The 26,222-nt window shown below is 72.7% G+C and carries 24 protein-coding genes; 14 read left to right on the top strand and 10 right to left on the bottom strand.

Features of this window, described 5'->3' with window-relative positions; translation table 11 throughout:
- Window positions 1–8 precede the first annotated feature (8 nt).
- The 5 genes from ACYF6T_RS17940 to ACYF6T_RS17920 form a co-directional block, all read right to left on the bottom strand.
- Window positions 9–383: a roadblock/LC7 domain-containing protein gene (locus ACYF6T_RS17940; protein WP_461697583.1), complete on the bottom strand. Its 375-nt coding sequence runs from the start codon at window positions 381–383 to the stop codon at window positions 9–11.
- A 22-nt stretch (window positions 384–405) separates the two neighbouring features.
- The gene (locus ACYF6T_RS17935; RefSeq protein WP_461697581.1) at window positions 406–906 is read right to left on the bottom strand and encodes a roadblock/LC7 domain-containing protein; all 501 of its coding nucleotides are present in this window, start codon (window positions 904–906) and stop codon (window positions 406–408) included.
- Window positions 907–919: 13 nt separating this feature from the next.
- Window positions 920–1,768 (bottom strand): transcriptional regulator, encoded by an 849-nt coding sequence (locus ACYF6T_RS17930; RefSeq protein WP_461697580.1) that lies wholly within the window; start codon window positions 1,766–1,768, stop codon window positions 920–922.
- Complete coding sequence (locus ACYF6T_RS17925) at window positions 1,765–2,175, bottom strand: hypothetical protein (protein ID WP_461697579.1); 411 nt, start codon at window positions 2,173–2,175, stop codon at window positions 1,765–1,767. The genes ACYF6T_RS17930 and ACYF6T_RS17925 overlap by 4 nt, the downstream gene beginning before the upstream one ends.
- 169 nt (window positions 2,176–2,344) lie before the next feature.
- Window positions 2,345–3,838: a type III PLP-dependent enzyme domain-containing protein gene (locus tag ACYF6T_RS17920; RefSeq protein WP_461697577.1), complete on the bottom strand. Its 1,494-nt coding sequence runs from the start codon at window positions 3,836–3,838 to the stop codon at window positions 2,345–2,347.
- Window positions 3,839–3,902: 64 nt separating this feature from the next.
- Here ACYF6T_RS17920 and hutU point away from each other — a divergent pair, with 64 nt between their 5' ends.
- The 4 genes from hutU to hutI are packed head-to-tail and all read left to right on the top strand — an operon-like array spanning window position 3,903 to window position 9,308.
- Window positions 3,903–5,567, top strand: coding sequence for a urocanate hydratase (hutU, locus tag ACYF6T_RS17915; protein WP_461697576.1), 1,665 nt, complete (start codon window positions 3,903–3,905; stop codon window positions 5,565–5,567).
- Window positions 5,564–6,781 carry an allantoate amidohydrolase gene (locus tag ACYF6T_RS17910; RefSeq protein ID WP_461697574.1) on the top strand — a complete coding sequence of 406 codons (1,218 nt, stop codon included), beginning with the start codon at window positions 5,564–5,566 and terminating at the stop codon, window positions 6,779–6,781. The genes hutU and ACYF6T_RS17910 overlap by 4 nt, the downstream gene beginning before the upstream one ends.
- Entirely contained in the window at window positions 6,778–8,115 is a 1,338-nt protein-coding gene (locus ACYF6T_RS17905; protein ID WP_461697573.1) for a formimidoylglutamate deiminase, read from the top strand. The genes ACYF6T_RS17910 and ACYF6T_RS17905 overlap by 4 nt, the downstream gene beginning before the upstream one ends.
- A 20-nt stretch (window positions 8,116–8,135) precedes the next feature.
- Entirely contained in the window at window positions 8,136–9,308 is a 1,173-nt protein-coding gene (hutI, locus tag ACYF6T_RS17900; protein ID WP_461697571.1) for an imidazolonepropionase, read from the top strand.
- On the opposite strand, the gene ACYF6T_RS17895 is transcribed toward hutI, so the two are convergent.
- From ACYF6T_RS17895 to ACYF6T_RS17885, 3 genes are all read right to left on the bottom strand, one after another.
- Window positions 9,295–10,974 carry a hypothetical protein gene (locus ACYF6T_RS17895; protein ID WP_461697569.1) on the bottom strand — a complete coding sequence of 560 codons (1,680 nt, stop codon included), beginning with the start codon at window positions 10,972–10,974 and terminating at the stop codon, window positions 9,295–9,297. The genes hutI and ACYF6T_RS17895 overlap by 14 nt on opposite strands.
- 139 nt (window positions 10,975–11,113) lie before the next feature.
- Entirely contained in the window at window positions 11,114–12,751 is a 1,638-nt protein-coding gene (locus tag ACYF6T_RS17890) for a ricin-type beta-trefoil lectin domain protein (protein WP_461697567.1), read from the bottom strand.
- A gap of 134 nt (window positions 12,752–12,885) precedes the next feature.
- Entirely contained in the window at window positions 12,886–13,803 is a 918-nt protein-coding gene (locus ACYF6T_RS17885) for an RNA polymerase sigma factor SigF (RefSeq protein WP_461697566.1), read from the bottom strand.
- A 239-nt stretch (window positions 13,804–14,042) separates the two neighbouring features.
- Between ACYF6T_RS17885 and ACYF6T_RS17880 the strand changes: the two genes are divergently transcribed.
- From ACYF6T_RS17880 to ACYF6T_RS17855, 6 genes are all read left to right on the top strand, one after another.
- Window positions 14,043–14,501: an STAS domain-containing protein gene (locus tag ACYF6T_RS17880; RefSeq protein ID WP_461697565.1), complete on the top strand. Its 459-nt coding sequence runs from the start codon at window positions 14,043–14,045 to the stop codon at window positions 14,499–14,501.
- Window positions 14,502–15,052: 551 nt separating this feature from the next.
- Entirely contained in the window at window positions 15,053–15,607 is a 555-nt protein-coding gene (locus tag ACYF6T_RS17875) for an ATP-binding protein (protein WP_461697563.1), read from the top strand.
- Between the two features lie 215 nt (window positions 15,608–15,822).
- Window positions 15,823–16,539, top strand: coding sequence for an LPXTG cell wall anchor domain-containing protein (locus tag ACYF6T_RS17870; protein ID WP_461697561.1), 717 nt, complete (start codon window positions 15,823–15,825; stop codon window positions 16,537–16,539).
- A gap of 83 nt (window positions 16,540–16,622) precedes the next feature.
- Window positions 16,623–17,477: a hypothetical protein gene (locus ACYF6T_RS17865; protein ID WP_461697560.1), complete on the top strand. Its 855-nt coding sequence runs from the start codon at window positions 16,623–16,625 to the stop codon at window positions 17,475–17,477.
- The gene (locus tag ACYF6T_RS17860; RefSeq protein ID WP_461697559.1) at window positions 17,474–18,556 is read left to right on the top strand and encodes a neocarzinostatin apoprotein domain-containing protein; all 1,083 of its coding nucleotides are present in this window, start codon (window positions 17,474–17,476) and stop codon (window positions 18,554–18,556) included. The genes ACYF6T_RS17865 and ACYF6T_RS17860 overlap by 4 nt, the downstream gene beginning before the upstream one ends.
- Complete coding sequence (locus tag ACYF6T_RS17855) at window positions 18,553–19,875, top strand: hypothetical protein (protein WP_461697558.1); 1,323 nt, start codon at window positions 18,553–18,555, stop codon at window positions 19,873–19,875. The genes ACYF6T_RS17860 and ACYF6T_RS17855 overlap by 4 nt, the downstream gene beginning before the upstream one ends.
- A 67-nt stretch (window positions 19,876–19,942) precedes the next feature.
- Here ACYF6T_RS17855 and ACYF6T_RS17850 read toward each other — a convergent pair whose 3' ends face one another.
- Complete coding sequence (locus ACYF6T_RS17850) at window positions 19,943–21,439, bottom strand: oligopeptide:H+ symporter (protein ID WP_461697556.1); 1,497 nt, start codon at window positions 21,437–21,439, stop codon at window positions 19,943–19,945.
- A 310-nt stretch (window positions 21,440–21,749) separates the two neighbouring features.
- On the opposite strand from ACYF6T_RS17850, the gene ACYF6T_RS17845 reads away from it, so the two are divergent.
- Together ACYF6T_RS17845 and ACYF6T_RS17840 are read left to right on the top strand one after the other, a co-directional pair.
- Window positions 21,750–22,427: a response regulator transcription factor gene (locus ACYF6T_RS17845; RefSeq protein ID WP_058928367.1), complete on the top strand. Its 678-nt coding sequence runs from the start codon at window positions 21,750–21,752 to the stop codon at window positions 22,425–22,427.
- A gap of 45 nt (window positions 22,428–22,472) precedes the next feature.
- Window positions 22,473–23,744, top strand: a complete 1,272-nt coding sequence (locus tag ACYF6T_RS17840; protein ID WP_461697553.1) for an ATP-binding protein — start codon at window positions 22,473–22,475, stop codon at window positions 23,742–23,744.
- A 21-nt stretch (window positions 23,745–23,765) separates the two neighbouring features.
- Here ACYF6T_RS17840 and ACYF6T_RS17835 read toward each other — a convergent pair whose 3' ends face one another.
- Window positions 23,766–24,293: a GtrA family protein gene (locus tag ACYF6T_RS17835; RefSeq protein WP_461697807.1), complete on the bottom strand. Its 528-nt coding sequence runs from the start codon at window positions 24,291–24,293 to the stop codon at window positions 23,766–23,768.
- Between the two features lie 210 nt (window positions 24,294–24,503).
- Between ACYF6T_RS17835 and ACYF6T_RS17830 the strand changes: the two genes are divergently transcribed.
- Both ACYF6T_RS17830 and purE read left to right on the top strand, forming a co-directional pair.
- Entirely contained in the window at window positions 24,504–25,697 is a 1,194-nt protein-coding gene (locus tag ACYF6T_RS17830) for a 5-(carboxyamino)imidazole ribonucleotide synthase (protein WP_461697552.1), read from the top strand.
- Window positions 25,694–26,218: a 5-(carboxyamino)imidazole ribonucleotide mutase gene (purE, locus tag ACYF6T_RS17825; protein ID WP_461697551.1), complete on the top strand. Its 525-nt coding sequence runs from the start codon at window positions 25,694–25,696 to the stop codon at window positions 26,216–26,218. The genes ACYF6T_RS17830 and purE overlap by 4 nt, the downstream gene beginning before the upstream one ends.
- Window positions 26,219–26,222 lie beyond the last annotated feature (4 nt).

Below are 26,222 nucleotides of genomic sequence, written 5' to 3'. Positions count from 1 at the left end.
CGGCCGGCTCAGACCTCCAGCTCCTCCTCGATCTTCCGCAACTGGTGGCGGGCCATCGCCAGGTTGGCCCGCTTGGAGTCCAGGACGAGGTAGAGGAAGAGGCCGTTGCCGCCGCGGCCGCTCATCAGGCGGATCAGGTGGTACTGGTCGCTGAGGGTGATCAGGATGTCCTCGATCTGGCCCTTGAGGCCCAGGTGCTCCATCGTGCGCATCTTGGCGCGGACGACGTCGGTGTTGCCGGCGGCGGCCACGTTCAGGTCGAAGCTCTTGCTGCCGCCCAGCGTGCCGAGTGCCATGCCGCTGGTGTAGTCGACGAGCGCGGCCGCGGTCGCGCCCTCGATGGAGGCGAGGGCTTCCTTCAGCGCGGTCTCGGTGTTGGCCATGTCTGTGCTCCCTTGGTTCCTGTCAACTGTCGGTAGTGGTGGTCGGGTTGGCGGTCGGGGTGCGCGTGGTGCGCGCGGTTCTGGTCCGGGTGCCGGTGGTCCGGGCGGCCGGTTTCGCCGCCCTGAGCTGCTTGGCGGGGGCCGCGGGCCCGTGGCGGGTGTCGACGAGCTCACCGATGCGCAGCCCGGACCGGCGGCCCTCCAGCAGGAGCCGGCCGACGTTGACGCGGTCCTGGGCGAGCAGCGTCAGCACGGCCGCGTGGCCCGCCGCGTACGTCGCCACGTAGCCGTACACGCCGTGCACCAGCAGTTCGCGGAAGGCGCCCTGCCCGGCCGCGTCCGCCAGCTTCACGGCGACCCCGTGGGCGTTCGCGGTCAGCGCGGCCATGCCCTCCGGCTCGACGCCGGGGGTGTCCTGGGCGATCACGAGCCCGTCCACGCCGGTGGCGAGGGCGCCGGTCAGCTCGGGGACGCGGGCCCTCAGCCGGCGCAGCTCGTCGAGGATGTCGGGGTCGTCGGCCATCCGGTGTCTCCTCTCAAAGGGCCTCCAGCGCATCCCTGAGCCTCTTCAGCAGCGTGATGTGGGGGTCGATCGGCAGCGGTTCGCCCGTCGGCGGCGGTGGCGGATGGGGCGGGGGTTCGTCGCGCTCGGTGCGCAGCACGCCGGCCGCCGTCAGCCGCCGTACGTCCACCAGCGTGTGGAAGGCCAGGTGGCCCAGTTCGCGGGCGATCTGCGGGGCGGTGCGGGCGCCGTCCACCCGGGCCAGGACCGCGCGCTGGCGGCGGGTGAGCGCGGGCGCGGCGGGCAGGTGCGTGCGCAGCAGCGGGGCCTCGTCGGCGCGGGCGTCCGGCCAGATGCGGTGCAGCAGGTCGCGCCGGCGCAGCGTCTCGCGCTCCAGGGCGGCGACGGGCACCGGGCGCACCGCGCCGGGCCGGTCCGCGCCCCCGTGGTCGTCGCCGCCGCCGTAGCGGAAGCGGCCCGGGGTGCTGCTGGGCGCGAGCGCGAAGTACGCCGCGTCGTACAGGGCGGCCAGGTGGCACAGCTCCAGCGCACCGGCGGTGAGCCGGCCGCCGGCGACCAGAGCGCGGCCGGCGCGCGGCCGGTCGCCCCCGGTCTCGGCGACCGCCTGCCGCCAGGTGTCGGCGCCGAGCGTGCCGCGGGCGGTGAGCAGGACGTCCAGACCGGGGGCGGAGGGGCTCTCGGCATGCACCACCAGGCCGTCGGCGAGGTGGAGCGTGCCGCGCTCGCGCACCAGGACGCCGGTGGCCCGCTCGGCCGCGAGCCGGGTCAGCATCGGCGAGACGCCGCCCCAGCCCCGCTCCCGGGCCTCCGTCTTGTTCCGCACGGGCAGCCGCGGGGGCTCGGTGGCCTTCACGACGGTCATGCCAGCACCAGCCGTTCGGCCATCTCGCCGAGCCGGATGCGGGCCAGCGCGAGGTTGCCCTCGGAGCGGGCCAGCCACAGGTGCAGGAAGACGCTGCCGTCGAAGGAGGTGCCGACGAACCGCAGCACGTGGTAGCTGTCCCGGTTGCTGACGATGAGGTCCTCGACCGGCGGGTCGGCGTCGGCGGTGCCCTCGGGGGCGTCGGGGTCGCTGTCGGGCGCGAAGGCGTGCTGTTCGGCGGCGAGGCGCGCGATCTCGGCGGCCTCCGTGGCGGCCAGCTCGTGGTCGCCGCCCGGCGACTCCCCGACGGTGCCCAGGGCCAGCCCGCTCGTCCAGTCGACCAGTGCGGCGCCCCGGGCACCGGGCAGTCGCATGGCTTCCAGCAGGCACTCGTCGATTCCGGGCACCGTGGCTCCCCTCCCGCCTGGGGTTCGGCTGAGTGACGCCGAAACTACGCAACGTGTGCGCGAGGGGTGAGGGATCCGGCATTTTCCGGTGGAACATGCTGCGAGCCACTAAGGTGGGTCGACTTGCCTGTGTTTCAGGTGTGTGGTGCGGCAGAACCGTGGGCGTGCGTCAACGGTGCCCGGGTGTGCGCAGGGTGGTGAGCGCTCCGGCGAGCGCCCCTCCGGATTCGGCCACGATCTCGTCGAGGCGCTGCTCCTCGCGCACGGTCGCGAAGGCCACCCCGCCGGAGCCGTCCGGTGCGAAGCCGTGGATCGCGGGCCGGGCGAGGGAGTTGTAGGCGTAGTGGTGCGCGAAGTAGTACGCCCCCGTGTCCAGCGCCGCCGCGTAGTCCCCCTGCTCCAGCAGCGGCAGTGCGCGGGCCTCGGCGAGCAGGTCGCCCGAGAAGCAGGCCGGCCCGGCCACGTCCTGCACCACCGGCGGCCCCTCCTTGGGCCGTCCCTTGGCGTCGTACGCGGCGACCCGCAGCGGCCACGCCCCCGGCGCGTACACCGTCCGCGTCGCCACCTGCACGCCCGCGTGCGTCACCGCCACCGGCCGCCCGCCCGCGCTCTTGGCGTACTCCACGCGCGCCACCACCGTCCCGTGCTTGGCCAGCAGCGACCGCCCGAACTCGGTCACCAGCCCGTACCGCCCGTCGAACAGCCCCGGCACCGCCCCGGCCAGCAGCCGCGCGTACTGCCCGTACGTCGGCGTCGCCGCGTCCGAGCCGAAGTTCACCGGCAGCCCGCCGCCGATGTCGAGCGTGTCGACCTGCCGGCGCCCGGCGTGCCGGTTGATCTCCTCGGCCAGTCCGTAGACCTCCGCCACCCCCTGCGCCATCAGCGAGAGCGGGATGCCCTGGGACCCCGTGTGCGCGTGCAGCCGCGTCAGCCACGGCCGCTCGGCATACGCCCGTACCACCCACTCGCGCGCCCCCTCGTCCCGCAGCGCCACGCCGAACTTCGAGGTGGCCGTCGCGGTCGAGGTGGCCTCGATGGAACCCCCGCCGACCTGCGGGTTGACCCGGAGACCGAGGGGCGAGCGGCTGACGGCCGACCTCATCAGGGCGTCGATGCGCGCCAGCTCCTGCGGGTTGTCGGCGTTGACGGCGATCCCCAGGGCCAGCGCCTCGCGCAGCTCGGCCGGCGTCTTGGCGGGCGAGTCCAGGACCGTGCGCTCCGGCGGCACCCCCGCCGCCCGCGCCAGCGCCAGCTCGCCCGGGCTGGCCACCTCGGCGCCGAGCCCCTCCTCGCGCAGCAGCCGCAGCACCGGCACCAGCGGGGTCGCCTTGACCGCGAAGGCGTGCAGCACCGGTGTGCCGGGTGCCACGACCGCCTCGAACGCCGCCCGCAGCTCCGCTGCCGACTCCCGGATGCCGGTGACGTCGAGCAGGCCCACGATGGGGGTGCCGGGCCCCAGCAGCCCCTGTTCCACGGCGGCCCGCACGGCCTCGTCCCGCCGCGCCGACCGGTCGGCCCCGTCGCCGTCCCCGTTCCCGTACTCGTCCCTGTGCGTACCGGCCACCACGTCCCCCGTTCCCTCGCTGCCCGTGCCTGCGCATCCAGCCAAACACCTCCAGCCTGCCCAGGAGGACGCGAGACCCTGTTGACTAGTTCTATTCATCGGGCCAGGATGTGAATAACCGCAGTAAACAATCCGCCGGGAGCAATCCGCTAGGAGGCAGACCATGTCAGGACCCCGCCCCGTACGAGCGCCGCGCGGTACGGAACTGAGCGCCCTGGGATGGCAGCAGGAAGCCGCCCTGCGCATGCTCCAGAACAACCTCGACCCCGAGGTCGCCGAGCACCCCGACAAGCTCGTCGTCTACGGCGGCACCGGCAAGGCGGCCCGCGACTGGCGCTCCTTCGACGCCATGGTGCGCACGCTGCGGACCCTGAAGCAGGACGAGACCATGCTCGTCCAGTCCGGCCGCCCGGTCGGCGTGATGCAGACCCACGAGTGGGCCCCGCGCGTCCTCATCGCCAACTCCAACCTCGTCGGCGACTGGGCCAACTGGGAGGAGTTCCGCCGCCTGGAGGCCCTCGGCCTGACCATGTACGGCCAGATGACCGCCGGCTCCTGGATCTACATCGGCACCCAGGGCATCCTCCAGGGCACCTACGAGACCTTCGCCGCCGTCGCCGCCAAGAAGTTCGGCGGCACCCTCGCCGGCACGATCACCCTCACCGCCGGCCTCGGCGGCATGGGCGGCGCCCAGCCCCTCGCCGTGACGATGAACGACGGCGTCGCGATCTGCGTCGACTGCGACCCGCGCGCCATCGAGCGCCGCATCGAGCACCGCTACCTCGACGTGAAGGCCGACAGCCTCGACCACGCCCTCCAGCTGGCGACCGAGGCCCGCGACGCCCGCCGTCCGCTGTCCATCGGCGTCCTCGGCAACGCCGCCGAGCTGGTGCCGCAGCTGCTCGCCCTGGGCGCCCCCATCGACATCGTCACCGACCAGACCTCGGCCCACGACCCGCTGTCGTACCTCCCGCTGGGCGTGGACTTCGCGGACATGGCCTCCGCCGCGGCCAAGGACCCGGCCGGGTTCACCGTGCGGGCCCGCGAGTCGATGGCCAGGCACGTCGAGGCGATGGTCGGCTTCCTGGACGCCGGCGCCGAGGTCTTCGACTACGGCAACTCCATCCGCGGCGAGGCACAACTCGCCGGGTACGAGCGGGCGTTCGCCTTCCCCGGCTTCGTCCCCGCCTACATCCGGCCGCTGTTCTGCGAGGGCAAGGGCCCCTTCCGGTGGGCCGCGCTGTCGGGTGAGGCGTCCGACATCGCCAAGACCGACAAGGCGATCCTGGAGCTGTTCCCGGAGAACGACTCCCTCGCCCGCTGGATCAGGATGGCCGGTGAGCGGGTCCACTTCCAGGGACTGCCCGCCCGCATCTGCTGGCTCGGCTACGGCGAGCGGGACAAGGCCGGCGAGCGCTTCAACGACATGGTGGCCAGCGGCGAGCTGGCGGCCCCGCTGGCCATCGGGCGCGACCACCTCGACTGCGGCTCCGTCGCCTCCCCGTACCGGGAGACCGAGGCGATGCTGGACGGGTCGGACGCGATCGCCGACTGGCCGCTGCTGAACGCCATGGTGAACGTCGCCTCCGGCGCCTCCTGGGTCTCCCTCCACCACGGCGGCGGCGTCGGCATGGGACGGTCCATCCACGCCGGCCAGGTGACGGTGGCCGACGGCACGAAGCTGGGCGGCGAGAAGATCCGCCGGGTGCTGACCAACGACCCCGGTATGGGCGTCATCCGGCACGTCGACGCCGGGTACGACATCGCGGAGTCCGTCGCCGCCGAGCGCGGGGTGCGGGTGCCGATGCGTGAAGGTGACGACGCGTGACCTTCCACAGCATGTGGGCGGAGCTGCTGCCGGTCGGCCGCTGCTCCGCCTCCGGCGGCTACCGGCGCTTCGCCTGGACCGGCGCCGACGCGGAGTGCCGGGCCTGGTTCAGGCAGCAGGCCGAGGGGCGGGGACTGGCCTACGAGGTCGACCGCAACGGAAACCAGTGGGCCTGGCTCGGGGACCCCGCCGCCGGGGACGCCGTCGTCACGGGTTCGCACCTCGACTCCGTGCCGGACGGCGGCGCCTTCGACGGACCGCTCGGCGTCGTGTCCTCCTTCGCCGCGCTGGACGAACTACGGGACAGGGGAGCGCAGTTCGCCAAGCCGCTGGCCATCGTCAACTTCGGTGACGAGGAGGGCGCCCGGTTCGGGCTCGCCTGCGTCGGCTCCCGGCTGACCGCCGGACAGCTGACCGTCGAGCAGGCGCACCGGCTGACCGACGGCGACGGCGTCACCCTTCCGCGGGCCATGGAGGCCGCCGGGTACGACCCCGACGGCATCGGCGCCGACCCGGAACGGCTCGCCCGCATCGGCGCCTTCGTCGAACTCCACGTCGAGCAGGGCCGGGCCCTGGACCTCAGCGGCGACCGCGTCGGCGTCGCCAGCTCGATCTGGCCGCACGGGCGCTGGCGGTTCGACTTCCGGGGCGAGGCCAACCACGCCGGCACGACCCGCCTCGCCGACCGGCACGACCCCATGCTGTCGTATGCCGAGACCGTGCTCGCCGCCCGCCGCGAGGCCGCGCTCGCCGGCGCCGTCGCCACCTTCGGCAAGATCGCCGTCGAGCCGAACGGCGTCAACGCCATCCCCTCCCTGGTGCGCGGCTGGCTCGACTCCCGGGCCGAGGACCAGGCCACCCTCGACACCGTCGTCGGCGGCATCGAGCAGGCGGCCCGCGCCGGTGCCGAGGCGCACGGCGTCGACCTCGACGTCGTCCGCGAGTCCTTCACGCCCGTCGTCGAGTTCGACCACGCCCTGCGCGACGAACTCGCCCGCATCCTGGGCCGGGACAGCGGCCTCAAGGTCCCCGTCCTGGGCACGGGTGCCGGACACGACGCCGGCATCCTCTCCGGGAGCATCCCGACCGCCATGCTGTTCGTGCGCAACCCCACCGGCGTCTCGCACTCCCCGGCCGAGTTCGCCGCCGAGGACGACTGCGTGGCCGGGGTGCTCGCCCTCGCCGACGTACTGGAAGGACTGGCCTGCAGGTGACCCGGACGACGTACTGGCTGGAGCACGCCTGGCTCGGCACCCACGTCGGGCCGGGCGTGGCCCTCGACGTGGCGGACGGCCGCATCACCGCCGTCCGCGAGGGCGTGGACGCGCCGCCGCCCGGCGCCGAGGTGCTGCGCGGACTGACCCTGCCCGGGCTGGCGAACGCCCACTCGCATGCCTTCCACCGCGCCCTGCGCGCCACCGTCCAGGTCGGCTCCGGCACCTTCTGGACCTGGCGCGAGGTCATGTACTCCGTCGCCGACCGGTTGACTCCGGAGACGTACCACGCCCTCGCCCGGGCCGTGTACGCCGAGATGGCCCTGGCCGGCGTCACCGCCGTCGGCGAGTTCCACTACGTCCACCACGCCCCCGGCGGCACCCGCTACGCCGACCCCAACGCGATGGGCGAGGCGCTCGTCACGGCCGCCGCCGACGCCGGTATCCGCATCACCCTCCTCGACACCGCCTACCTCTCCTCCGGCTTCGGCGAGCCGCCCACCACCCACCAGCTGCGCTTCTCCGACGGCAGCGCGGAGGCCTGGGCCGAACGCTCTTCACTTCTCAAGGAACGGGATCACGCACGGATCGGGGCGGCCGTCCACTCCGTACGGGCCGTGCCGGCCGGTCAGCTGGCGACCGTGGCGCGGTGGGCCGAGGAGCGGCGGGCCCCGCTGCACGTGCACCTGTCCGAGCAGACCGCCGAGAACGACGCCTGTCTCGCCGCCCACGGCTGCACCCCGGCCCGGCTGCTCGCCGACCACGGCGTCCTCGGCCCGCGCACCACCGGCGTCCACAACACCCACCTGTCGGACGCCGACATCGCCCTGATCGGCCGCTCCGGCACCGGCACCTGCATGTGCCCGACGACGGAGCGGGACCTCGCCGACGGCATCGGACCCGCCGTCGCCCTCCAGAACGCCGGCTCCCCGCTCAGTCTCGGCTCCGACAGCCACGCCGTGATCGACCTGCTCGAAGAGGCCCGCGCGATGGAGCTGAACGAGCGGCTGCGCACCCGCACCCGCGGCCACTGGACCGCCGCGGCCCTGCTGCGGGCCGCCTCCGCCGACGGCCACGCGGCCCTCGGCTGGGACGAGGCGGGCCGCATCGAGGAAGGCGCGCTCGCCGACCTCAGCACCCTCGCGCTGGACTCGGTCAGGACGGCGGGGCCGCTGCCCAGGCTCGGCGCCGAGACGGCCGTATTCGCGGCGACGGCAGCGGACGTACGGCACACGATCGTGGGCGGCCGGCACGTCGTACGCGACGGGGCGCACACCCTCGTACCCGATGTGCCGCAAGCCCTCGCGCGGGCGGTCGAAGCCCTGCGCGCCTGACGACCACCCACGAGGACGCCATGAGCAGCACCGTCATCACCAACATCGCCACGCTGGTCACCAACTCCCCCTCCCTCGGCGACGGCTCCCCCCTCGGACTGGTCCAGGACGCGGCCGTCGTCATCGACGGCGACCGTGTCGTGTGGACCGGTGAGTCAAGCAAAGCACCCGCCACTGACAATCGGGTCGACGCCGGCGGCCGGGCGGTGATCCCGGGCTTCGTGGACTCGCACTCCCACCTGCTCTTCGCGGGCGACCGCACGCAGGAGTTCAACGCCCGGATGTCCGGGCGGTCCTACACCGCGGGCGGCATCCGCACCACGGTCGCCGCGACCCGGGCCGCCACGGACGGGGAACTGGAGGCCAACCTCACCCGTTACCTCACCGAGGCCCTCCGCCAGGGCACGACCACCTTCGAGACCAAGTCCGGCTACGGCCTCACCGTCGCCGACGAGGCCCGTGCGCTGCGCATCGCCGCCGCGCACACCGACGAGGTCACCTACCTCGGCGCCCACATCGTGCCGCCGGACCACGCCGACGACCCGGCCGCCTACGTCTCCCTCGTCACCGGCGAGATGCTCGACGCCTGCGCGCCGTACGCCCGCTGGATCGACGTCTTCTGCGAGAAGGGCGCCTTCGACGGCGACCAGGCCCGCGCGATCCTCACCGCTGGCAGGGCCAGGGGACTCACCCCGCGCATCCACGCCAACCAGCTCTCCCACGGCCCCGGCGTGCAGCTCGCGGTCGAACTCGACGCCGCCAGCGCGGACCACTGCACGCACCTCACGGACGCGGACGTGGACGCGCTGGCGAACGGGCGTACGGTCGCCACGCTGCTGCCCGGCGCCGAGTTCTCCACCCGCGCCGAGTGGCCCGACGCCCGCCGCCTCCTGGACGCCGGCGTCACGGTCGCGCTCTCCACGGACTGCAACCCGGGCTCGTCCTTCACGTCGTCCGTCCCGTTCTGCATCGCCCTCGCCGTGCGGGACATGCGCATGACCCCCGACGAGGCGCTCTGGTCGGCCACGGCGGGAGGGGCGGCGGCCCTGCGCCGCGAGGACATCGGCCACCTCGCCCCGGGCGCGTACGCCGACTTCGCGATCCTGGACGCGCCGAGCCATGTGCATCTGGCCTACCGGCCGGGGGTGCCGTTGGTGTCGGAGGTGTGGCGCAGGGGGATCAGGGTGGGCTGAGGGGGGCCTGTGCGCCGGGGTCGACGAACATGGCCAGGGCTTCCTGCACGCCTTCGGCCCAGGCCGGCAAAGCCCTTGGGGCCGTGTCGCTCCCGCCCCTGGCGACCTCGGCCTGCGCGAGGGTCCTCAGCTCCGCCAGCCTGCCTCGTTCGACGATCCGGCGGAAGACGGGGTGGAGGTACCCCTGCGACCCGAAGAGGTCGCTCGACCCGAAGCGGTCGCTGTGGAGAGCGGCCATGACGAGCAGGACCTCGTGCGGGGGGAGGCTGTCCAGAATCGAGTCCGCGAGGGCGCGGAGATCGTCCTCCGGCCACCTGGTCAGGCCCCAGGAGTAGTGGAAGAAGGGCATTCCGCTCGACAGGCTGCTCAGCAGTTCGGCCACGAACGCCGACCAGATCATCGTCGCGAGGTCCGCGTGTCCCATGACCGACGCCCGGGCCGCCACGGCCAGGAGGTTGCTGGCGTCGGAAGTGATGCATCCGGGCAGGAACGGTTCGAGGCTCTCGACGTCGGCCTGGAAGAGCAGCAGCGTCCTGACCTTGCCGTCCAAGTCCCCGGGACGGCTCAGCAGGGCCCGCATGAGAGTCCCCGAGGCGGTGAAGAAGGAGTCCCCGCCGTTCCAGTGCGCGGCCCAGTGCCTGTGCACGGCGGCCACGTCCTGCGGGCTCATGACCGCGCAGATCTCACCGGCCAGCAAGGCGTCCTGCGTGACCAGCAGACAGTTCGCCCGGGACTCCTGCGCCGCGCGCGTCTCGGCCGCGTGGCCGAACTCCGCGACCTCCTCCACGGTCCGCAGATGGACCACGTCCCTGACGAGACGCTCGCGCCGCAGCGTGTCCCCGCGCTCGTCCAGCCACCACTGCAGCTCGACCAGTTCCTCCACCGGCCGCCCCAGCACCGCCTCCGCCAGCTCCCGCCCCGCGGCCCCGTGCTCCCCGGCCGTCCAGTGCGCCAGCAACTGCTCCTGCAGGGCCGGAAGAGGCAGCCGGGAACCGCTGCCGTCGTCGGTGCGCCCCGCCAGCTCCTCCTCCAGTTCCCCGACCCGGCGTTCCAGCTCCGCGCACCGGCGCTCCGCGTCCTCGCGCAACGAGCTGACGTCGCCCAGTTCCGCCTTGAGCCGGGCGATCTCCAGCACCAGCCGGTCCCGCTCGCCGGTCTCCCGGTGCCGCTCGCCCAGGCCGTCGGCCACCCAGTCCTGCCGCAGCTGCTCCAACTCGCCCTGCAGTGACCGCACCTGGCTCTCCTTCTTGTCCAGCAGGTCGTGCAGCGCCTCCTGGTGCCGGGCCAGCCGCTGGACCGTCCGCTGGGAGCGTTCCATCTCCGCCCGCAGCGACTCCAGTTCGTGCGCCGCCGGGTCGCACACCTTGAGCGCGCCCAGACGCAACTGCGTGAGATGCGCGCGCACTTCCGGCTGTACGTCGGCGCCACGCCGGGCCGCCACCTCGCGCAGCAGCCGGTCGATGAAGTCCTGCGGCGCGACCCGGCGGCCCCGCAGATAGCGGGAGACGATCGACTTGTCCATGGAGATCCGCACGGCGTAGGCGTTCTGCGAGACCTCCAGGGTGTTGAACAGCGCTGTCAACGCGTTGCCCAGCGCCGCAACTTCGGGCACCTCGCCCCGTTCCAGCTCCGAGGAGTTCCTGGGTGAGGGCACTTTCTCGACCACCGGCCATCCCCCGATCGTTGACGCGCCATCGGCAACCGCTGCCGCTGTCGCAACGTACCGGACGCCACCGACGGTGGACGTGTTCGCGGCTTCACGCGTCCACCAACCCAGAGGAACACGTCCGCCATGGCGACCGTCGTCAGCCCGCCCCCGCCCGCCACCGCTGTGCCGCACCGCCGTCCAGCGGCTTCAGCGACAGTCCCGCGCCCGCACCGCCGTCCGGAGTCAGCGCCGTCTCGATGGCGATGGCGGGGCGGATCGTGCCGTCGGAGTCGACGGTGAAGCGGAGGTTCTGGCCGTTGTCACCGTCGACCGAGGCACACTCCCAGATGCCCACGCCCCTGTCGACGGAGCCGCGGCTGTCCAGGCAGAAGTCCGGGTCGGCGGACGACTGGACGACTCCGCGCGCGGAGTCCACCCGCCAGCGCTGCGTGCGGGATCCGGTGCACGGCTGGGTCAGCACGTCCGTGCCCTTCTCGAAGTCGCCGTCGCGGACGTCCAGGCACAGGCCGGAGGAGACGTTCACGACCTGGGCGGGGGAGCCGTTCGGCGCGTGGGCCGGCGGGGTGGAGGGCCTCGGTGACGTGGAGGGGGTGGAACGCCTCGTGGGAGACGGTGATTTCGTGGGCGGCGAAGAGGACGGCGAGGGTGACGGCGTCGTCGACACCGATGCCGTCACCGTCACCTGCGGCGCACTCGTCGGTGCTCCCGCCGTCGTCCCCGCCGGTTGCCGGGAGGCGGAGTCCGACAGGCCGCCGCCCCGCGTGAGCAGGAAGAGGAGCAGCGGCGCGACGGCCACCCCGAGCGCGACGGAGGCCAGCAGGAAGCGCCGGGAGGCCGGCCAACCCGGCGGTTCCAGGCGGGGTTTCGGGCTCGGCGCGTCCCCGGACACGTACGCCGTGCCCGCCCACGGCAGCAGCCCCTCCGCCAGCGTCGGCCGCGGCGCGTCCCGCAGTGCGCACAACTCCTCGTACGCCGCCGTGCAGTAGGCGCAGTGCGCCATGTGGGCGTGCAGGTCGGCGCTGTCGCGGGGGCTGTCGGGCCGTACCGACTCCTCGATGAGGCGGCCGAAGTTGCCGCAGCGCGGATCGTCGGAGGCGGCGAGACGGGTGCGCAGGCACGCCTGGGCGAGCTGGCCGAGCGCCGGGGACGTCTCGTAGGTGACGTCCTCGGGGGAGAGGCCGAGGAACTCGGCGGTCCTGGTGACGGGTTGGCGCTCCACCACGCCGTACCAGACCAGGCCCTGCGCGCGGTGCGGCAGGCTCTGGAAGGCGCTCAGCATGGGCGGTACGGGGCCGCCGGGGGCCGCCGTGTTCAGGACCAGCAGCAGGCCGGGGTCGAGGCCCGCCGCACGGTCGTCGGCGGCCCAGGACGCGGCCACCCGCCCGGCCAGCAGCAGGAGCTGGTGGCGCCAGGGCAGGCCCGGGTCGATGCCGCGGGCCGTCTCCCGGGCCGCGAGCGTGAAGGTCTGCGCCGCCAACTGCCGTGCCGCGGCCTGGCCGGTGGTGCACAGACGGGCGTAGGCGAGCACCGACGCCTGGTGGCGGGCGCGCAGTTCGCGCAGGGCCGGGTAGGCGGTGGCGGTGTTGGTGCGCAGCAGCTCGGTGAGCCGCGCGTCGGACGCGCCGCCGTACGCACGGCCATCCGCCCGCGCGTCGCTTCCGGCGTGCGCCGCGTCGCCCGCGGGCACGCCGTCCCCGGCGTGCGTCCCGCCGACGCGCACGCCACCGCCGGTGCCGGCGCCGTCATCGCCGCCGTATCCGTGGGCCCGCCCCATGCGTCCGCCTCCTCGCGCCCCACCACCCGGTCGCAGGCGCGGCCTGCCGGCGGGTGGTGGGGGCCCATAGTGACGGAAGGGAACCCGAGGGGAAAGGGTTTCTGTGGGTAACGGAGGGGAAGGGGCGCAGAAACCTATTCCTCGACCGTCAGGCCCTTGCGCAGCCGCACCAGCGTCCGCGACAGGAGCCGGGAGACGTGCATCTGGGAGATGCCGAGTTCGTCCCCGATCTCGGACTGGGTCATGCCCGCCACGAAGCGCAGGGAGAGGATCTTCCGGTCCCGGGGCGGGAGTTCGGCGATCAGCGGCTTCAACGACTCGATGTACTCGATGCCTTCGAGGCCGTGGTCCTCGTACCCGATCCGGTCCGCGAGCGCGCCCTCGGCGTCGTCCTCCTCCGGCTGGGCGTCCAGCGAGGAGGCGGTGTACGCGTTCGAGGCGGCCATGCCCTCGACGACCTCGTCCCTGGTCAGGCCCAGGCGCTCGGCGAGTTCGGCCACGGTCGGCGCGCGGTCCAGCTTCTGGGCCAGTTCGTCACCGGCCTTCGCCAGGTCCAGGCGGAGCTCCTGCAGCCGCCTCGGCACCCGCACGGACCAGGAGGTGTCGCGGAAGAAGCGCTTGATCTCGCCCACGATGGTTGGCATCGCGAACGTGGGGAACTCCACCCCGCGGGACAGTTCGAAGCGGTCGATCGCCTTGATCAGGCCGATCGTGCCGACCTGGATGATGTCCTCCATCGGCTCGCTGCGGGAGCGGAAGCGGGACGCGGCGAACTTGACCAGGGCCAGGTTGAGTTCGACAAGGGTGTTACGGACGTACGAGTACTCGTGCGTGCCCTCCTCCAGGGACTCCAGCCGCGCGAAGAGGGTCTTGGACAGGGCGCGGGCGTCGACCGGGCCCACCTCGTCGTACGGCGGGATCTCCGGGAGTCCGAGGCCCGCGAGTAGGTCCGCGTCGCTGCTCTCGATGGGATCCAGATGTTCCGGAAGGGATGTCGACGTCGCCTGCTGGGTATGCGATGCGTCGAGCCGGGGTGACATGATGTCCTCCATCGTTCTCGGCATATGGCTGCCGAAGCCAGTGCGTGCACTGCGGTGTGCGGCGCCTCCAAAGCCGGCCGTGTCGGTTGCGTGTCTCTACTAGCCCTACCCGCTTTACCAAGGCCGTCGCAAGTGCGTTCTGTGACGGTATGTCCGTTTGTGGGCGGTTGTTCGGGTGTCGGAGAGTGTGAGGAAGGCGTAGTGTTCGAGGGCGTCAGTCAGCAGCCACGACGTCGGGAGAGAGAGACGGCATGGACCGCGGGACGGTCGGCAGCGCACAGTCTGGCCGGCTACTGGTGGAGGTTCGGGAAGAGGGCTCCAGTGCCGTCGTGACCCCGGCGGGTGAGTTGGATCACCACACGGCCGATCTGTTGCGCGAGCCGCTTGAGGACTGCCTTGCCAAGGGCTTCAGCCGGCTGGTGGTGGACTGCTCCAGGCTGGAGTTCTGCGACTCCACCGGGCTGAACGTACTGCTCGGCGCCCGGCTCAAGGCCGAGGCCAAGGGCGGCGGGGTGCACCTCGCCGGGATGCTGCCCGTGGTCGCCAGGGTCTTCGAGATCACCGGCGCGGACGCGGTGTTCTCCGTCCACGACACGGTCGAGGCGGCCCTCACCGGGCAGACCGGTGAGACGGGCGGCACCGGTGAGACCGGACAGGGCGGTCCGGACGGGCTGGGGGGTCAGGACGGTCCAAGCGGTCAAGGCGCTTAGGGGGCGGCTGGGACGGCCAGGGTGACCAGGGCGAACGGGGCGACCGCGAGGTCCGGGGCGACCAGCCGGGCCGGGCGGCGGGTCGGGTGCTGCCCCGGGAGCGGCGGGCCCGCGTCCGCCGCGGGCGGGGACCGGCTGTCCGGCCGGATCCGATCCACCCGGGCGACTGCTCCGACCGGGCGACATCGCCCGCTCCTCAAGGCTCGCCCGCTCCTCAAGGCTCGCCCGCTCTTTGCGGCTCGCCTGATCGCGTCGTCGGCCCGCCCGGTCCCGTCGGCCGGTCCGGTGCCCTCGGCCCGCCCGGTTCGGCCGAGCCCGGCGCCCGGGTCGGGCCGGTTGCCCGTAACCTGTGCCGTGTCCCGGTCGCCCCTGTGTGACCGGCACTTTCCCGGCGTCACGCCTTCCGTGCCGAAAGAGGGGGTGTTCTGCCGGTTCGGTCGGGCAGGAGACATCCTGAAACGTTGTCGGCGGGGCAGGGCGGCGGATCCGCAGTCGAACCCCCGTCCTGACTCTTCCATCGTGAACTGGTGAATCGGTGAGGTGAAGCGCTGATGAGCACCACCCGGCCTTACTCGCCGGGCGACCGCGGCCCGGAGCCCAGCGGCGCTTCCGGGGCGTCCGAGGGGGACGTGTCCGCGACCGGGGCGTCCGCAGAGGGCGCCGTCGGGTCGTCGGCGGCGCCCGCGTCGGCCGGCGGGCGTCAGGCGCGCACGCTCAGCTTCGACGGCGAGAGCGGGGTCGTCCCACTGGCCCGTGACTTCACCCGGCAGGCGCTGTACGCGTGGGGCTGGCTGCCCGCGGCCACCGCCGACCAGCGGGCCGCCGCCGAGGACGTGCTGCTCGTCGTCTCCGAACTGGTCACCAACGCCTGCCTGCACGCCGAGGGCCCGGAGGAGCTGCGGATCACCTGCGACAACAAGGTGATCCGAGTCGAGGTCTCCGACCGCGGCGCCGGTCAGCCGGCCCCGCGCACCCCGCACCGCGCGGGACGCCCCGGCGGTCACGGCATGTTCATCGTGCAGCGGCTGTGCCTGGACTGGGGAGTCGTACGGGTGCCGGGGTCGGCCGGCAAGCGGGTCTGGGCGGAGCTGGGCGCTCCCGCGTAGCCGCCGTTCCGTACGTCCGCGCTTCCTTGTCCCGCCGTGGGGATGACGCGCGGTTACCCGGAGTTACGCCTCCACTCGAACCCCTTCTCGTGCGCGCCGGATCCCCACAACTCCGGCGCGCGCCTTGTCTTCCCTCCTTGCGGGCCCGGGCGTACCTTGACGGCCCATCTGATGTGCCGTCAGGAAACGCCTCCGGCGAGGAAAGGGAGCGGAACGTGTCGTACCGGAATCGAACCGCCGCGCTCGCGTCCGTCGCGGCCCTGGCCGGCTCGGCGGTGCTGCTCGCCGCCCCCGCAGCCGACGCCAAGGTCGTGGACGTCAACTACCAGTGCAAGACGCCGATCGGCGACAAGAGCGCCGTCTCGCCCATCGACATCACCGGGGTCAGGAGCGGCAGCGGCTACAAGATCACCATGTCCTGGCAGAAGGGCGTCTCCTCCAGCCCGGTCGAGCTGGGCAAGGGCGCGATGAACCCGAGCGCCACCATCAGGCTGGGCGGCGCCGACAGCGGCACCATGAACGTCACCGGCCCCGCCAACCAGGCCGCCATCCCCGCCAACACGCCCATCAAGATCAACGATCTGACGGGCACGTACACCCCGAAGAAGACCGGCTCGGTCACCTTCACGCCGGGTGTCCTCACCATCAAGGCGCTCGGTACGACGACCACGTGCACGCCGTCCAACAGCCCCGGCCCGGCGCTGACCCTGAACGTCACGGCCGCGAGCGGCGCCTCGTCCTCCTCGTCCTCCTCGTCCTCTTCCTCCTCCGACAGCGCCCAGAGCGGTGACTCCGGTGCCTCCCTTCCGCAGACCGGGCCCGAGGACTCGTTCGTCGCCCTCGGCACCTTCGGCGGCACGGTGCTCCTCGCCGGAGCGGCGGGCGCCCTGTGGCTGACCCGCCGCCACCAGACGGCCCGCACCCGCCACTGACCGCAGCCCCGGCAACCCGCACCCGCGCACGTCCCTCCGACCGCCCCCGACGCCCCCGCACCCGCCCCACGTCGGAGCCGCCCATGCCGTTCTCCGTCCGTCACCTGGCCGTCCTGGCCCTGCCCGTCCTGGTCCTGCCCGTTCTCGTCCTCCTCATCGGCGCGCCCGGCGCGAGCGCGGCGGACGGGTGGTCGGTCGCGCCCGCCGGGGGCTCGCGTCCGTCCTTCTACGCCGAGGGCGCGCCGGGGACGGTCCTGCAGGACACGGTCTCCGTGACGAACCGCGGCGAACGGGCGGTCACGGTACGGCTGTCCGCCGACGGCGTCCGCGTCACCTTCGCCGCGGCCCGCGTCCGCGTACCGGCCCGCACCCGCGCCGACGTGCCCTTCACGGTGACCGCCACCGCCGACGGCACGGGCCGCGTCCTCGCCCGGGACGGCGACGGCCGCGCGCTGTCGGTGCCCCTGCGGCTGAGCGTCGCCCGGCCCGCCGGCCTGTCCGCGCTGACCGTCGAGCACGTGTCCGTGCACGCCGACCGCATCACGTACGAGCTGGTCAACCGCGGTACGACCGTCCTCGTCCCGCGTCTGGCCGTGCACGCCGACGGTGTCTTCGGCACGGTCCTGGACCGCGCCCCGCGCACCCTGCCCGTCCGTCTCGCCCCCGGCCGGCGCCTCACCCTCACCGAGCCCTGGCACGACCGCCCCGCCCTGGACGCGGTCGACGTCCGCCTCACCGTGACCGCGGCCGGCGGTGCCCGCGACACGGCCGGCGCCTCGGCGCGGTTCGTGCCGTGGGGCGCGGTGGCCGGGACCGCGGCGGTGGTCACGGCGGGCGGCGCGTTGTCGGTCGTACGACGTCGCAGGCGCCGCAGGGGCGACGGCGGTGCGGCCGAAACCCCGCGGAGGGAAGTCGAGTTGACGGGAGCGGTGACGTGAACGGCAAGCTGCGGATCCCGGCGCTGGTGGCGGTGGTGGCGCTGCTCCTGCTGCCCCTCGCGGGCGTGGCCGGCGCGGCGGACGGGCCGACGCTGAGGCTCTCCACGTCCCAGGCGGGCACCGGCGGTTCGGTCACCGTCAGCGGCACCGGCTGGCGGGCGCACGCGCTGCTGATGCTGCTGGTCTGCGGCCAGGCCACGCCGGCGCGCGGGGTGATCGGCGGCACCAACTCCTGCGCCAACGCCGACGGCAGGGCCGTCACCACCGACGCCGAGGGCGCCTTCAGCAAGAAGCTGCCGGTCGCCGAACCCCCCGTACCGTGCCCCTGCGTGGTCCACGCGGCCACCGTGACCGGCGCCGAGGCGCAGGCCGACGCCGTCTTCCAGGTGGCCGGACACGACGTGGAGCCGCTGCCCGCCGAGCCCTCCGGCGGCCGTCTGTCGGTCCTCAGCGACACCCGCCTGGACGGTTCCAGCGGACTGCTCACCTGGTTCGGTGCCCCGCCCGCCCGCACCCTGGTCTTCACCGTCGGCAACGCCGGCACCTCCGCCGTCAGGAACCCCGTCTTCCAGGTGGGCACCTCCCACGGCGTGTTCGCCCCGCAGTGGGACGACCAGGAGTGGCGCGGCACGATCCAGCCGGGCCGCAAGGCGCGGATCGAGCTGCCCGTCGAGCTGACCGGCGGCGCGCACGGCGACTACACGGTCTCCCTCAAGTACGGCGGGAAGGTCCTCGCCGAACAGCCCTGGGGCGTGGGCCGGCCCTGGGGCGTGACGCTGTTCTGGGTGCTGGTCTGCGTGGTCGTGCCGGCCGCGGTGTTCCGCGCCGGGATGGCGGTCGTGGACCGCATCCGGCCGCGGCGGGCCGGCGGCCTGCGGCACCGGGGCCTGCGCCTGCCCGAACTGACCCTGCGCATGCCGAAGTTCACCACCCGGGCGGACGCCGAGGCGCCGCCCGCCCCCACGACCCTGCCGTGGTTCACCCCGGACTCCGATCCGGGCGCGGCCGGTCGGCTCTCCGCACCGCACGACGACAGTCCGACGAGTCCGACGACTCCCACCAGGAAGGGACCCCCGTGAGCGAGCGAAGGAGAGTCACACCGGCCGGCAGGTTCAGAGCGGGCGCGGCGGGCGCCGCCGCCCTGGTCGTCGGCGGCGCGGCCGCCCTGCTGGGCCTGACCGCCGGTGCCGCGCAGGCCGCCGAGGTGTCGTTCGCGACCCACTGCGTGCCGCCCGCGGGCATCGACCCCGTCGACGGCACCACGAAGGTCGACATCACCGCGCCGGCCACGGCGAAGGTCGGCGACACCGTGGACATCGTGTGGAAGTTCGTCCAGGCCGCCTCCAAGAACCCCGACATCATCGACCTGCCCGCCGACTCCGTGCAGCCGTCCGGCACCCTCAAGGCGGCCGGCGCGCAGAGCGCGGACATCGCGATGCAGGGCCCGCGGCAGAACCCGGCGATCCCCAAGGGCGGCGCCATGGTGCTGTCCGACATGAAGGGCACGCTGAAGCTGACGGCACCCGGCGAGGTGACGCTGACACCGGACGCGTACGTCGTCAACGCCATGTCGACGAACACGACCTGCACGCCGACCGAGACCGTGCAGAAGGCGGCGACGATCGAGGTGGAGCCGGGGGACGGGAGCTCGTCCAGCGCGAGCGCGAGTACGAGTGCCGGCGCCAGTACGAGCACGTCGCCCGAGCCGACGGACTCGGCCTCGCAGTCGGCGTCGGCCTCCGCGTCGGCGTCCGCCAGTGACGGCACCGGGGACGGCCAGACCAGCTTCACCGGCAAGGAGGTCGACGTCCCCTACACCTGCCAGTCCCCGATCGGCGAGAAGAAGGCGACCTCGCCCATCCAGATCAACGCCGAGAAGAACGGCGGCAGTTTCGACCTCACCGTGCAGTTCAAGAAGTCGGTGATGGACAGCCCGGCCGACATCCCCGCCGACTCGGTCAAGCCGTCCATGGAGGTCGTCCTCGGCGGCGCCGACAAGGGCACGGTGCACGTGGAGGGGCCCACCAACACACAGCCCATCAAGTCGGGCGACCCGATCGAGATCCCCGACCTCACCGGCACCTACAAGCCGGGCGCGAGCGGGCAGTCCACCCTCTCGCCGGGCGTCCTGACGATCAAGGCCCTCGGCACGACGACGACCTGCACGCCGGACAGGACGGCCGTCTCCCTCACCCTGGACACGACCGAGCAGGCGAGCGGGGCGTCGGGCGGTTCGTCGTCCGCCTCGGGCGGTACGTCGTCGTCGAGCGGCGGCGGCCTCGCCGAGACCGGCTCCGGCGACCACGGCGCGCTGAAGGCGCTGGGCCTGGTGGCCGGCACCGCGGTGCTGCTGGGCGCGGGAGTCTTCACGTTCATGCCGGGACGCCGGACCCGGTGACGCCGAAGGGCCACCTCGTCGTCGTACGAGACGAGGTGGCCCTCGGAAGCGCTCCTGGAGCGGCGGGTCAGCGCACGTCGCCCATGAGTTCCCCGACCCTCTTGCGGTACATCCACACCGCCGCGCCGGCGACCACGGCCAGCACCGCCTGCAGCGCCACGATCCCGGTCTTGTTGAGGTCGACCCCGGCGATGGACAGCAGGCCCGTCGTCGCGTCACCGGCGGTGACGGCCAGGAACCACACGCCCATCATCTGCGAGGCGTACTTCGCCGGCGCCATCTTCGTGGTCACCGACAGACCCACCGGCGACAGCGTCAGCTCACCGACGGTCTGCACGAAGTAGATGCCGACCAGCCACAGCGCGGCGGCCTTGTGCCCGCCGTCGGCGATCGCCAGCGGCGCGAGGAACAGGAAGAACGAGGCGCCGATCAGCACCAGGCCCAGCGCGAACTTCACCGCGGTGCTCGGCTCCTTGCCGCGCCGCGCCAGGGCCAGCCAGGCCCAGGCGAAGACCGGCGCGAACGCCATGATCATGACCGGGTTGACCGACTGGTACCAGGAGACCGGGAACTCCCAGCCGAAGACCGTGTTCTTCGCGGACGCCTCGGCGAACAGGGAGACCGTCGAGCCGCCCTGGTCGTAGATCATCCAGAACACGGCCGCGGCGATGAAGAACCAGATGTACGCGGACATCTTCGCCTGGTCGGCCCGGTCCAGCTCCTTGTCCCGCTTGATGCGGGCGATGACCATCACCGGGATGACCAGACCGGCCAGGGTGATCGGGACCAGCAGCCAGTTCAGCGTGTAGTGGCCGGAGAAGCCGACGACCGCGTAGAAGACGACCGCCACGGCCGCCCACAGGGCCGACTTGCGCAGCGTGGACGTCTTCTCGGCGGCGGACAGCGGGGTGGGCACGACGTCCGAGCGGGCGTCCAGGTGCCGGCTGCCGAGCAGGAACTGGGCCAGACCCAGCGCCATCCCGAGCGCGGCGAGCGCGAAGCCCAGGTGCCAGTTGACGTTCTCGCCGACCGTGCCGATCACCAGCGGGGCCGCGAACGCGCCGAGGTTGATGCCGATGTAGAAGACGGTGAAGCCACCGTCGCGGCGCGGGTCCTCGGGACCGGCGTAGAGGTGGCCGACCATCGTGGAGATGTTGGCCTTCAGCAGACCGGAGCCGATCGCCACCAGGCCGAGGCCGGCGAAGAACGTCCCGGCGCTCGGCAGGGCCAGGGTGAGGTGACCGAGCATGATGACCGTGCCCGCGACGGCGACCGTCCTGCGGGGACCGAGGATCCGGTCGGCGACCCAGCCGCCCGGCAGGGCGAGCAGGTACACGAGGGACACGTACACCGAGTAGATCGCGGTGGCGGTGGCCGCGCTCAGGTGCAGCCCGCCGGGTGCCACCAGGTACAGCGGCAGCAGGGCCCTCATGCCGTAGTAGGAGAAGCGCTCCCACATCTCGGTCATGAACAGGGTGGCCAGTCCGCGGGGGTGGCCGAAGAAGGTCTTGCCGGTCCCGGGGATGCCCGGAGTCACCGAGTCCTTCGTAAGGCTGGACGCCATGGTCGTTCCTTGCTGGTGGGGGATCGCCGCACACGTTTGACGCACACAAAAGAGACCTTCAGCGTCAAGTCGTCGCCGAAGGTCCCCGCGGTGCTACAGGCGTGGAATCACCATACGGCAGGACACTGCCGGAAATGGAAGGACTTGAGAGATGAATCACAGGTGACCATGGAACCATAGCCACTCTTTCGAAGGTCTCCATCAAGATCGCACCGTAGAGACACAGGTTCGGCCCGGTGGCGCCCAAAGGTAAGAATCACTGCTTCCGATCACACCCCAGGTCAGGTGCGGGGCGGACTACCATCACCTCATGACCCGTGTACTGCTCGCCGAGGACGATGCGTCCATCTCGGAGCCGCTGGCCCGCGCACTGCGCCGGGAAGGTTACGAGGTCGAGGTGCGCGAGGACGGACCCACCGCGCTCGACGCCGGAATGCAGGGCGGCGTCGACCTGGTCGTGCTGGACCTCGGGCTGCCCGGCATGGACGGTCTGGAGGTGGCCCGCCGGCTGCGCGCCGAGGGCCACACCGTGCCGATCCTCATCCTGACCGCGCGTGCCGACGAGGTGGACACCGTCGTCGGCCTCGACGCGGGCGCGGACGACTACGTCACCAAGCCGTTCCGCCTCGCCGAACTGCTCGCCCGGGTGCGGGCGCTGCTGCGGCGCGGTGCGGCCGAGCCGGCGCAGCCGCCGGCGACGCACGGGGTGCGGATCGACGTGGAGTCGCACCGGGCGTGGATGGGGGACGAGGAGCTGCAGCTCACCGCCAAGGAGTTCGACCTGCTGAGGGTGCTGGTGCGGGACGCCGGGCGGGTGGTGACGCGCGACCAGCTGATGCGCGAGGTGTGGGACACCACCTGGTGGTCGTCGACCAAGACGCTCGACATGCACATCTCGTGGCTGCGCAAGAAGCTGGGTGACGACGCGGCGAACCCCCGGTACATCGCCACCGTGCGCGGGGTCGGCTTCCGGTTCGAGAAGAGCTAGCCGGCTACGCGCGTTGCGCCCCGTTGAAGCTGCCCGGAGGGGTTTGTGCGTCGCCGTCTGATCCAGTCCACGCTCGCCGTCGTGCTGGTCGTCATCGCCGTCTTCGGTGTCTCGCTCGTCATCGTCGAGACCCGGACCATCAGCAACAGCGCCCAGGAACGCGTGAGTTCCGAGGCGCAGCGGCTGGCGAGCATCGTGGACAGCCGGCTCATCGGCGCCGGGACCGTCAGCGCGGACGTGCTGAAGGGGCAGGTCACCGGGGAGCGGTACGCCGTGATCCGGATCCCGGGGCAGCCGGCCATCGAGGTCGGCAAGCGGCCCGAGGGCCAGGTCATCCGCGGGCACGCCAAGGGCGAGGAGGGCGAGAGCGTCCTCGTCGAGGAACCGCGCTCCACGGTGACCCGGGAGGTCGGCCGCACGCTGCTGATCATCGGCCTGGTCGCCCTGCTCGCGGTCGTCGCCGCCGTGCTGCTGGCGATCCGCCAGGCCAACCGGCTCGCCTCCCCGCTCACCGACCTCGCCGAGACCGCCGAGCGGCTGGGCTCCGGCGACCCCCGCCCGCGCCACAAGCGCTACGGCGTCCCCGAGCTGGACCGGGTCGCCGACGTCCTCGACTCCTCCGCCGAGCGCATCGGGCGGATGCTGACCGCCGAGCGGCGGCTGGCCGCCGACGCCTCCCACCAGCTGCGCACGCCGCTGACCGCGCTGTCCATGCGCCTGGAGGAGATCACCCTCACCGACGACCCGGACACGGTGAAGGAGGAGGCCAACGTCGCGCTCACCCAGGTCGAGCGGCTGACCGACGTCGTGGAGCGGCTGCTGACCAACTCCCGCGACCCGCGCACCGGCAACGCGGTCTCCTTCGACCTCGACGAGGTCATCCAGCAGCAGCTCGCCGAGTGGCGGCCCGCCTACCGCAGCGCCGGCCGGGCCATCGTCAGCTCCGGCAAACGGCATCTGCGGGCGGTCGGCACCCCGGGCGCGGTCGCACAGGTGCTGGCGGCGCTGATCGAGAACTCGCTCATGCACGGCGGCGGCACGGTGGCGCTGCGCACCCGCGTCACCGGCAACCAGGCCGTGGTGGAGGTGACCGACGAGGGGCCGGGGGTGCCGGCCGACCTCGGGGCGCGGATCTTCGAGCGCACGATCAGCGGCCGCAACTCGACGGGCATCGGTCTCGCGGTCGCCCGTGACCTCGCGGAGGCGGACGGCGGACGGCTGGAGATGCTCCAGACGAAGCCGCCGGTGTTCGGGCTGTTCCTGTCGCGTACGCCGCCGTCGAAGAAGCCGGCCGACGAGGAGCCGACGGTCCGCTGAACGGGGGACCGAAGCGGCGGGTCAGCTCACGCGCTGCTGGGCCTTCGACCGCTTCACCGCCGCCTTGGCCTCCACGGCCGCCTCCTCCAGGATCGACTCCGCGCTCACGATCGCCGCCTCCGCCTTCGGCAGGGTCCGGAAGACCCAGGTGCGGTAGGACCAGAAGCGGAACAGCGTCGCGACGCCGATGCCGACGACCTTGAAGACGTTGCGCTCCAGCGCGCTCTCCCAGCCGAAGCCGTAGATGGCGGCGTACAGGATGCCGTTCTCGATCACCAGGCCGACCAGGCTGAACGCGAGGAACAGCGTCATCTCCCGGGTGCGCGCGCCCTTGTCGCGGTCCCGGTAGGTGAAGTAGCGGAAGCCCACGTAGTTGCAGGCGATGGCGACGACGGTGGCGATCACGTTGGCGCGCACGGCCTGCAGGCTGGTCAGATGCCACAGCAGGTTGGAGACGCCGAAGTTCACCACCGTCCCCACGACGCCCACCGCGCCGAACTTGGCGATCTCGTGGGCGAGCCTTCGCAGCCCGGTGGAACCCTGTTCCATGGTCCTGAAGGCCCCCGTTCGGGTCGGTGTGGAGACGGGTTTCGTCAACTCAGCCATGCTAACCACCCCCCTTCACGAAAAGCTGTGGGTGAGCTCACCCCTGGGACAAGAGGTGGGGAAGAGGTGCGGAAAGGCGGGGGAAAAGGCCGGTAAGAGATCCGGGGAACGGCCGGAAAACGACCGTGCCGGCGCGGCCGATACCCTAGGGGCGTGACGTTCCCGGTAGTCGGCATGGTCGGCGGGGGCCAGCTCGCTCGTATGACACACGAGGCGGGCATCCCGTTGGGCATCAGGTTCAAGCTTCTCAGTGACACCCCTCAGGATTCCGCGGCGCAGGTCGTCGGCGATGTCGTCGTGGGCGACTATCGCGACCTCGACACGCTGCGCGCGTTCGCGCGGGGCTGCGACGTGATCACCTTCGATCACGAACACGTGCCCACCGAGCATCTGCGGGCCCTGGAGGCGGACGGCATCCCCGTGCGCCCCGGCCCCGACGCGCTCGTGCACGCCCAGGACAAGGGCGTGATGCGGGCACGGCTCGACGCGCTCGGCATCCCCTGCCCCCGGCACCGGATCGTGAGCGATCCGGCCGACGTGGCGGCCTTCGCGGCGGAGCTCGAAAGGGGCGGGCCCGAAGTGCCCTCCGGCGAGGGTGGTGGCGGGCGACGGGCGGGCGGCTTCCCCGTCGTGCTCAAGACCGTCCGCGGCGGCTACGACGGCAAGGGCGTGTGGGTGGTCGACAGCGCCGAGGAGGCCGCGGACCCGTTCCGCGCCGGCGTACCCGTGCTCGCCGAGGAGAAGGTCGACTACGTACGGGAGCTCGCGGCGAACGTCGTCCGCTCCCCGCACGGCCAGGCGGTGGCGTACCCCGTCGTGGAGTCCCGGCAGGTCGACGGCGTGTGCGACACGGTCATCGCCCCGGCCCCCGACCTCGACGAGTCCCTCGCGCTGCGGGCCGAGGAGATGGCGCTGACCATCGCCAAGGAGCTGGGCGTCGTCGGCCACCTCGCCGTCGAGCTGTTCCAGACCCGCGACGGCCGCATCCTCGTCAACGAGCTCGCGATGCGCCCGCACAACTCCGGCCACTGGTCGATGGACGGCGCGATCACCTCCCAGTTCGCCAACCACGTCCGCGCCGTCCTCGACCTCCCGCTCGGCGACCCGCGCCCCCGCGCGCCGTGGACGGTCATGGTCAACGTCCTGGGCGGCGACTTCCCGGACATGTACTCCGCGTACCTGCACTGCATGGCCCGCGACCCCCAGCTCAAGATCCACATGTACGGCAAGGACGTGAAGCCCGGCCGCAAGGTCGGCCACGTCAACACCTACGGCGACGACCTGGCCGACGTGCTGGAGCGCGCCCGCCACGCAGCCGGCTACCTGAGAGGCACGATCACCGAATGAGCCCAGTCGTAGGCATCGTCATGGGGTCGGACTCCGACTGGCCCGTCATGGAGGCCGCCGCCAAGGCCCTCGACGAGTTCGAGATCGGCTACGAGGTCGACGTCGTCTCCGCGCACCGCATGCCGCGCGAGATGGTCACGTACGGCGAGCAGGCGGCCGAGCGGGGCCTGAAGGTGATCATCGCGGGCGCGGGCGGCGCCGCCCACCTGCCGGGCATGCTCGCCTCCGTCACCCCGCTGCCGGTCATCGGCGTGCCCGTGCCGCTGAAGTACCTCGACGGCATGGACTCCCTGCTCTCCATCGTGCAGATGCCGGCCGGCGTGCCCGTGGCCACGGTCTCGGTCGCCGGCGCGCGCAACGCCGGCCTGCTGGCCGCCCGCATCCTCGCCGCGCACGACGAGGAGCTGCTGCAGAAGATGCGGGACTTCCAGCAGGACCTCAACGACCAGGCCACCGAGAAGGGCAAGCGGCTGCGCTCCAAGGTCGAGGGCGCGGGCAACGGCTTCGGCTTCGGGAAGTGACGCG

This window comes from Streptomyces sp. 7R007 (assembly GCF_054850255.1).
Note: the sequence above shows the minus strand (reverse complement) of the source record. Positions and strands in the feature narration are given on the sequence as shown.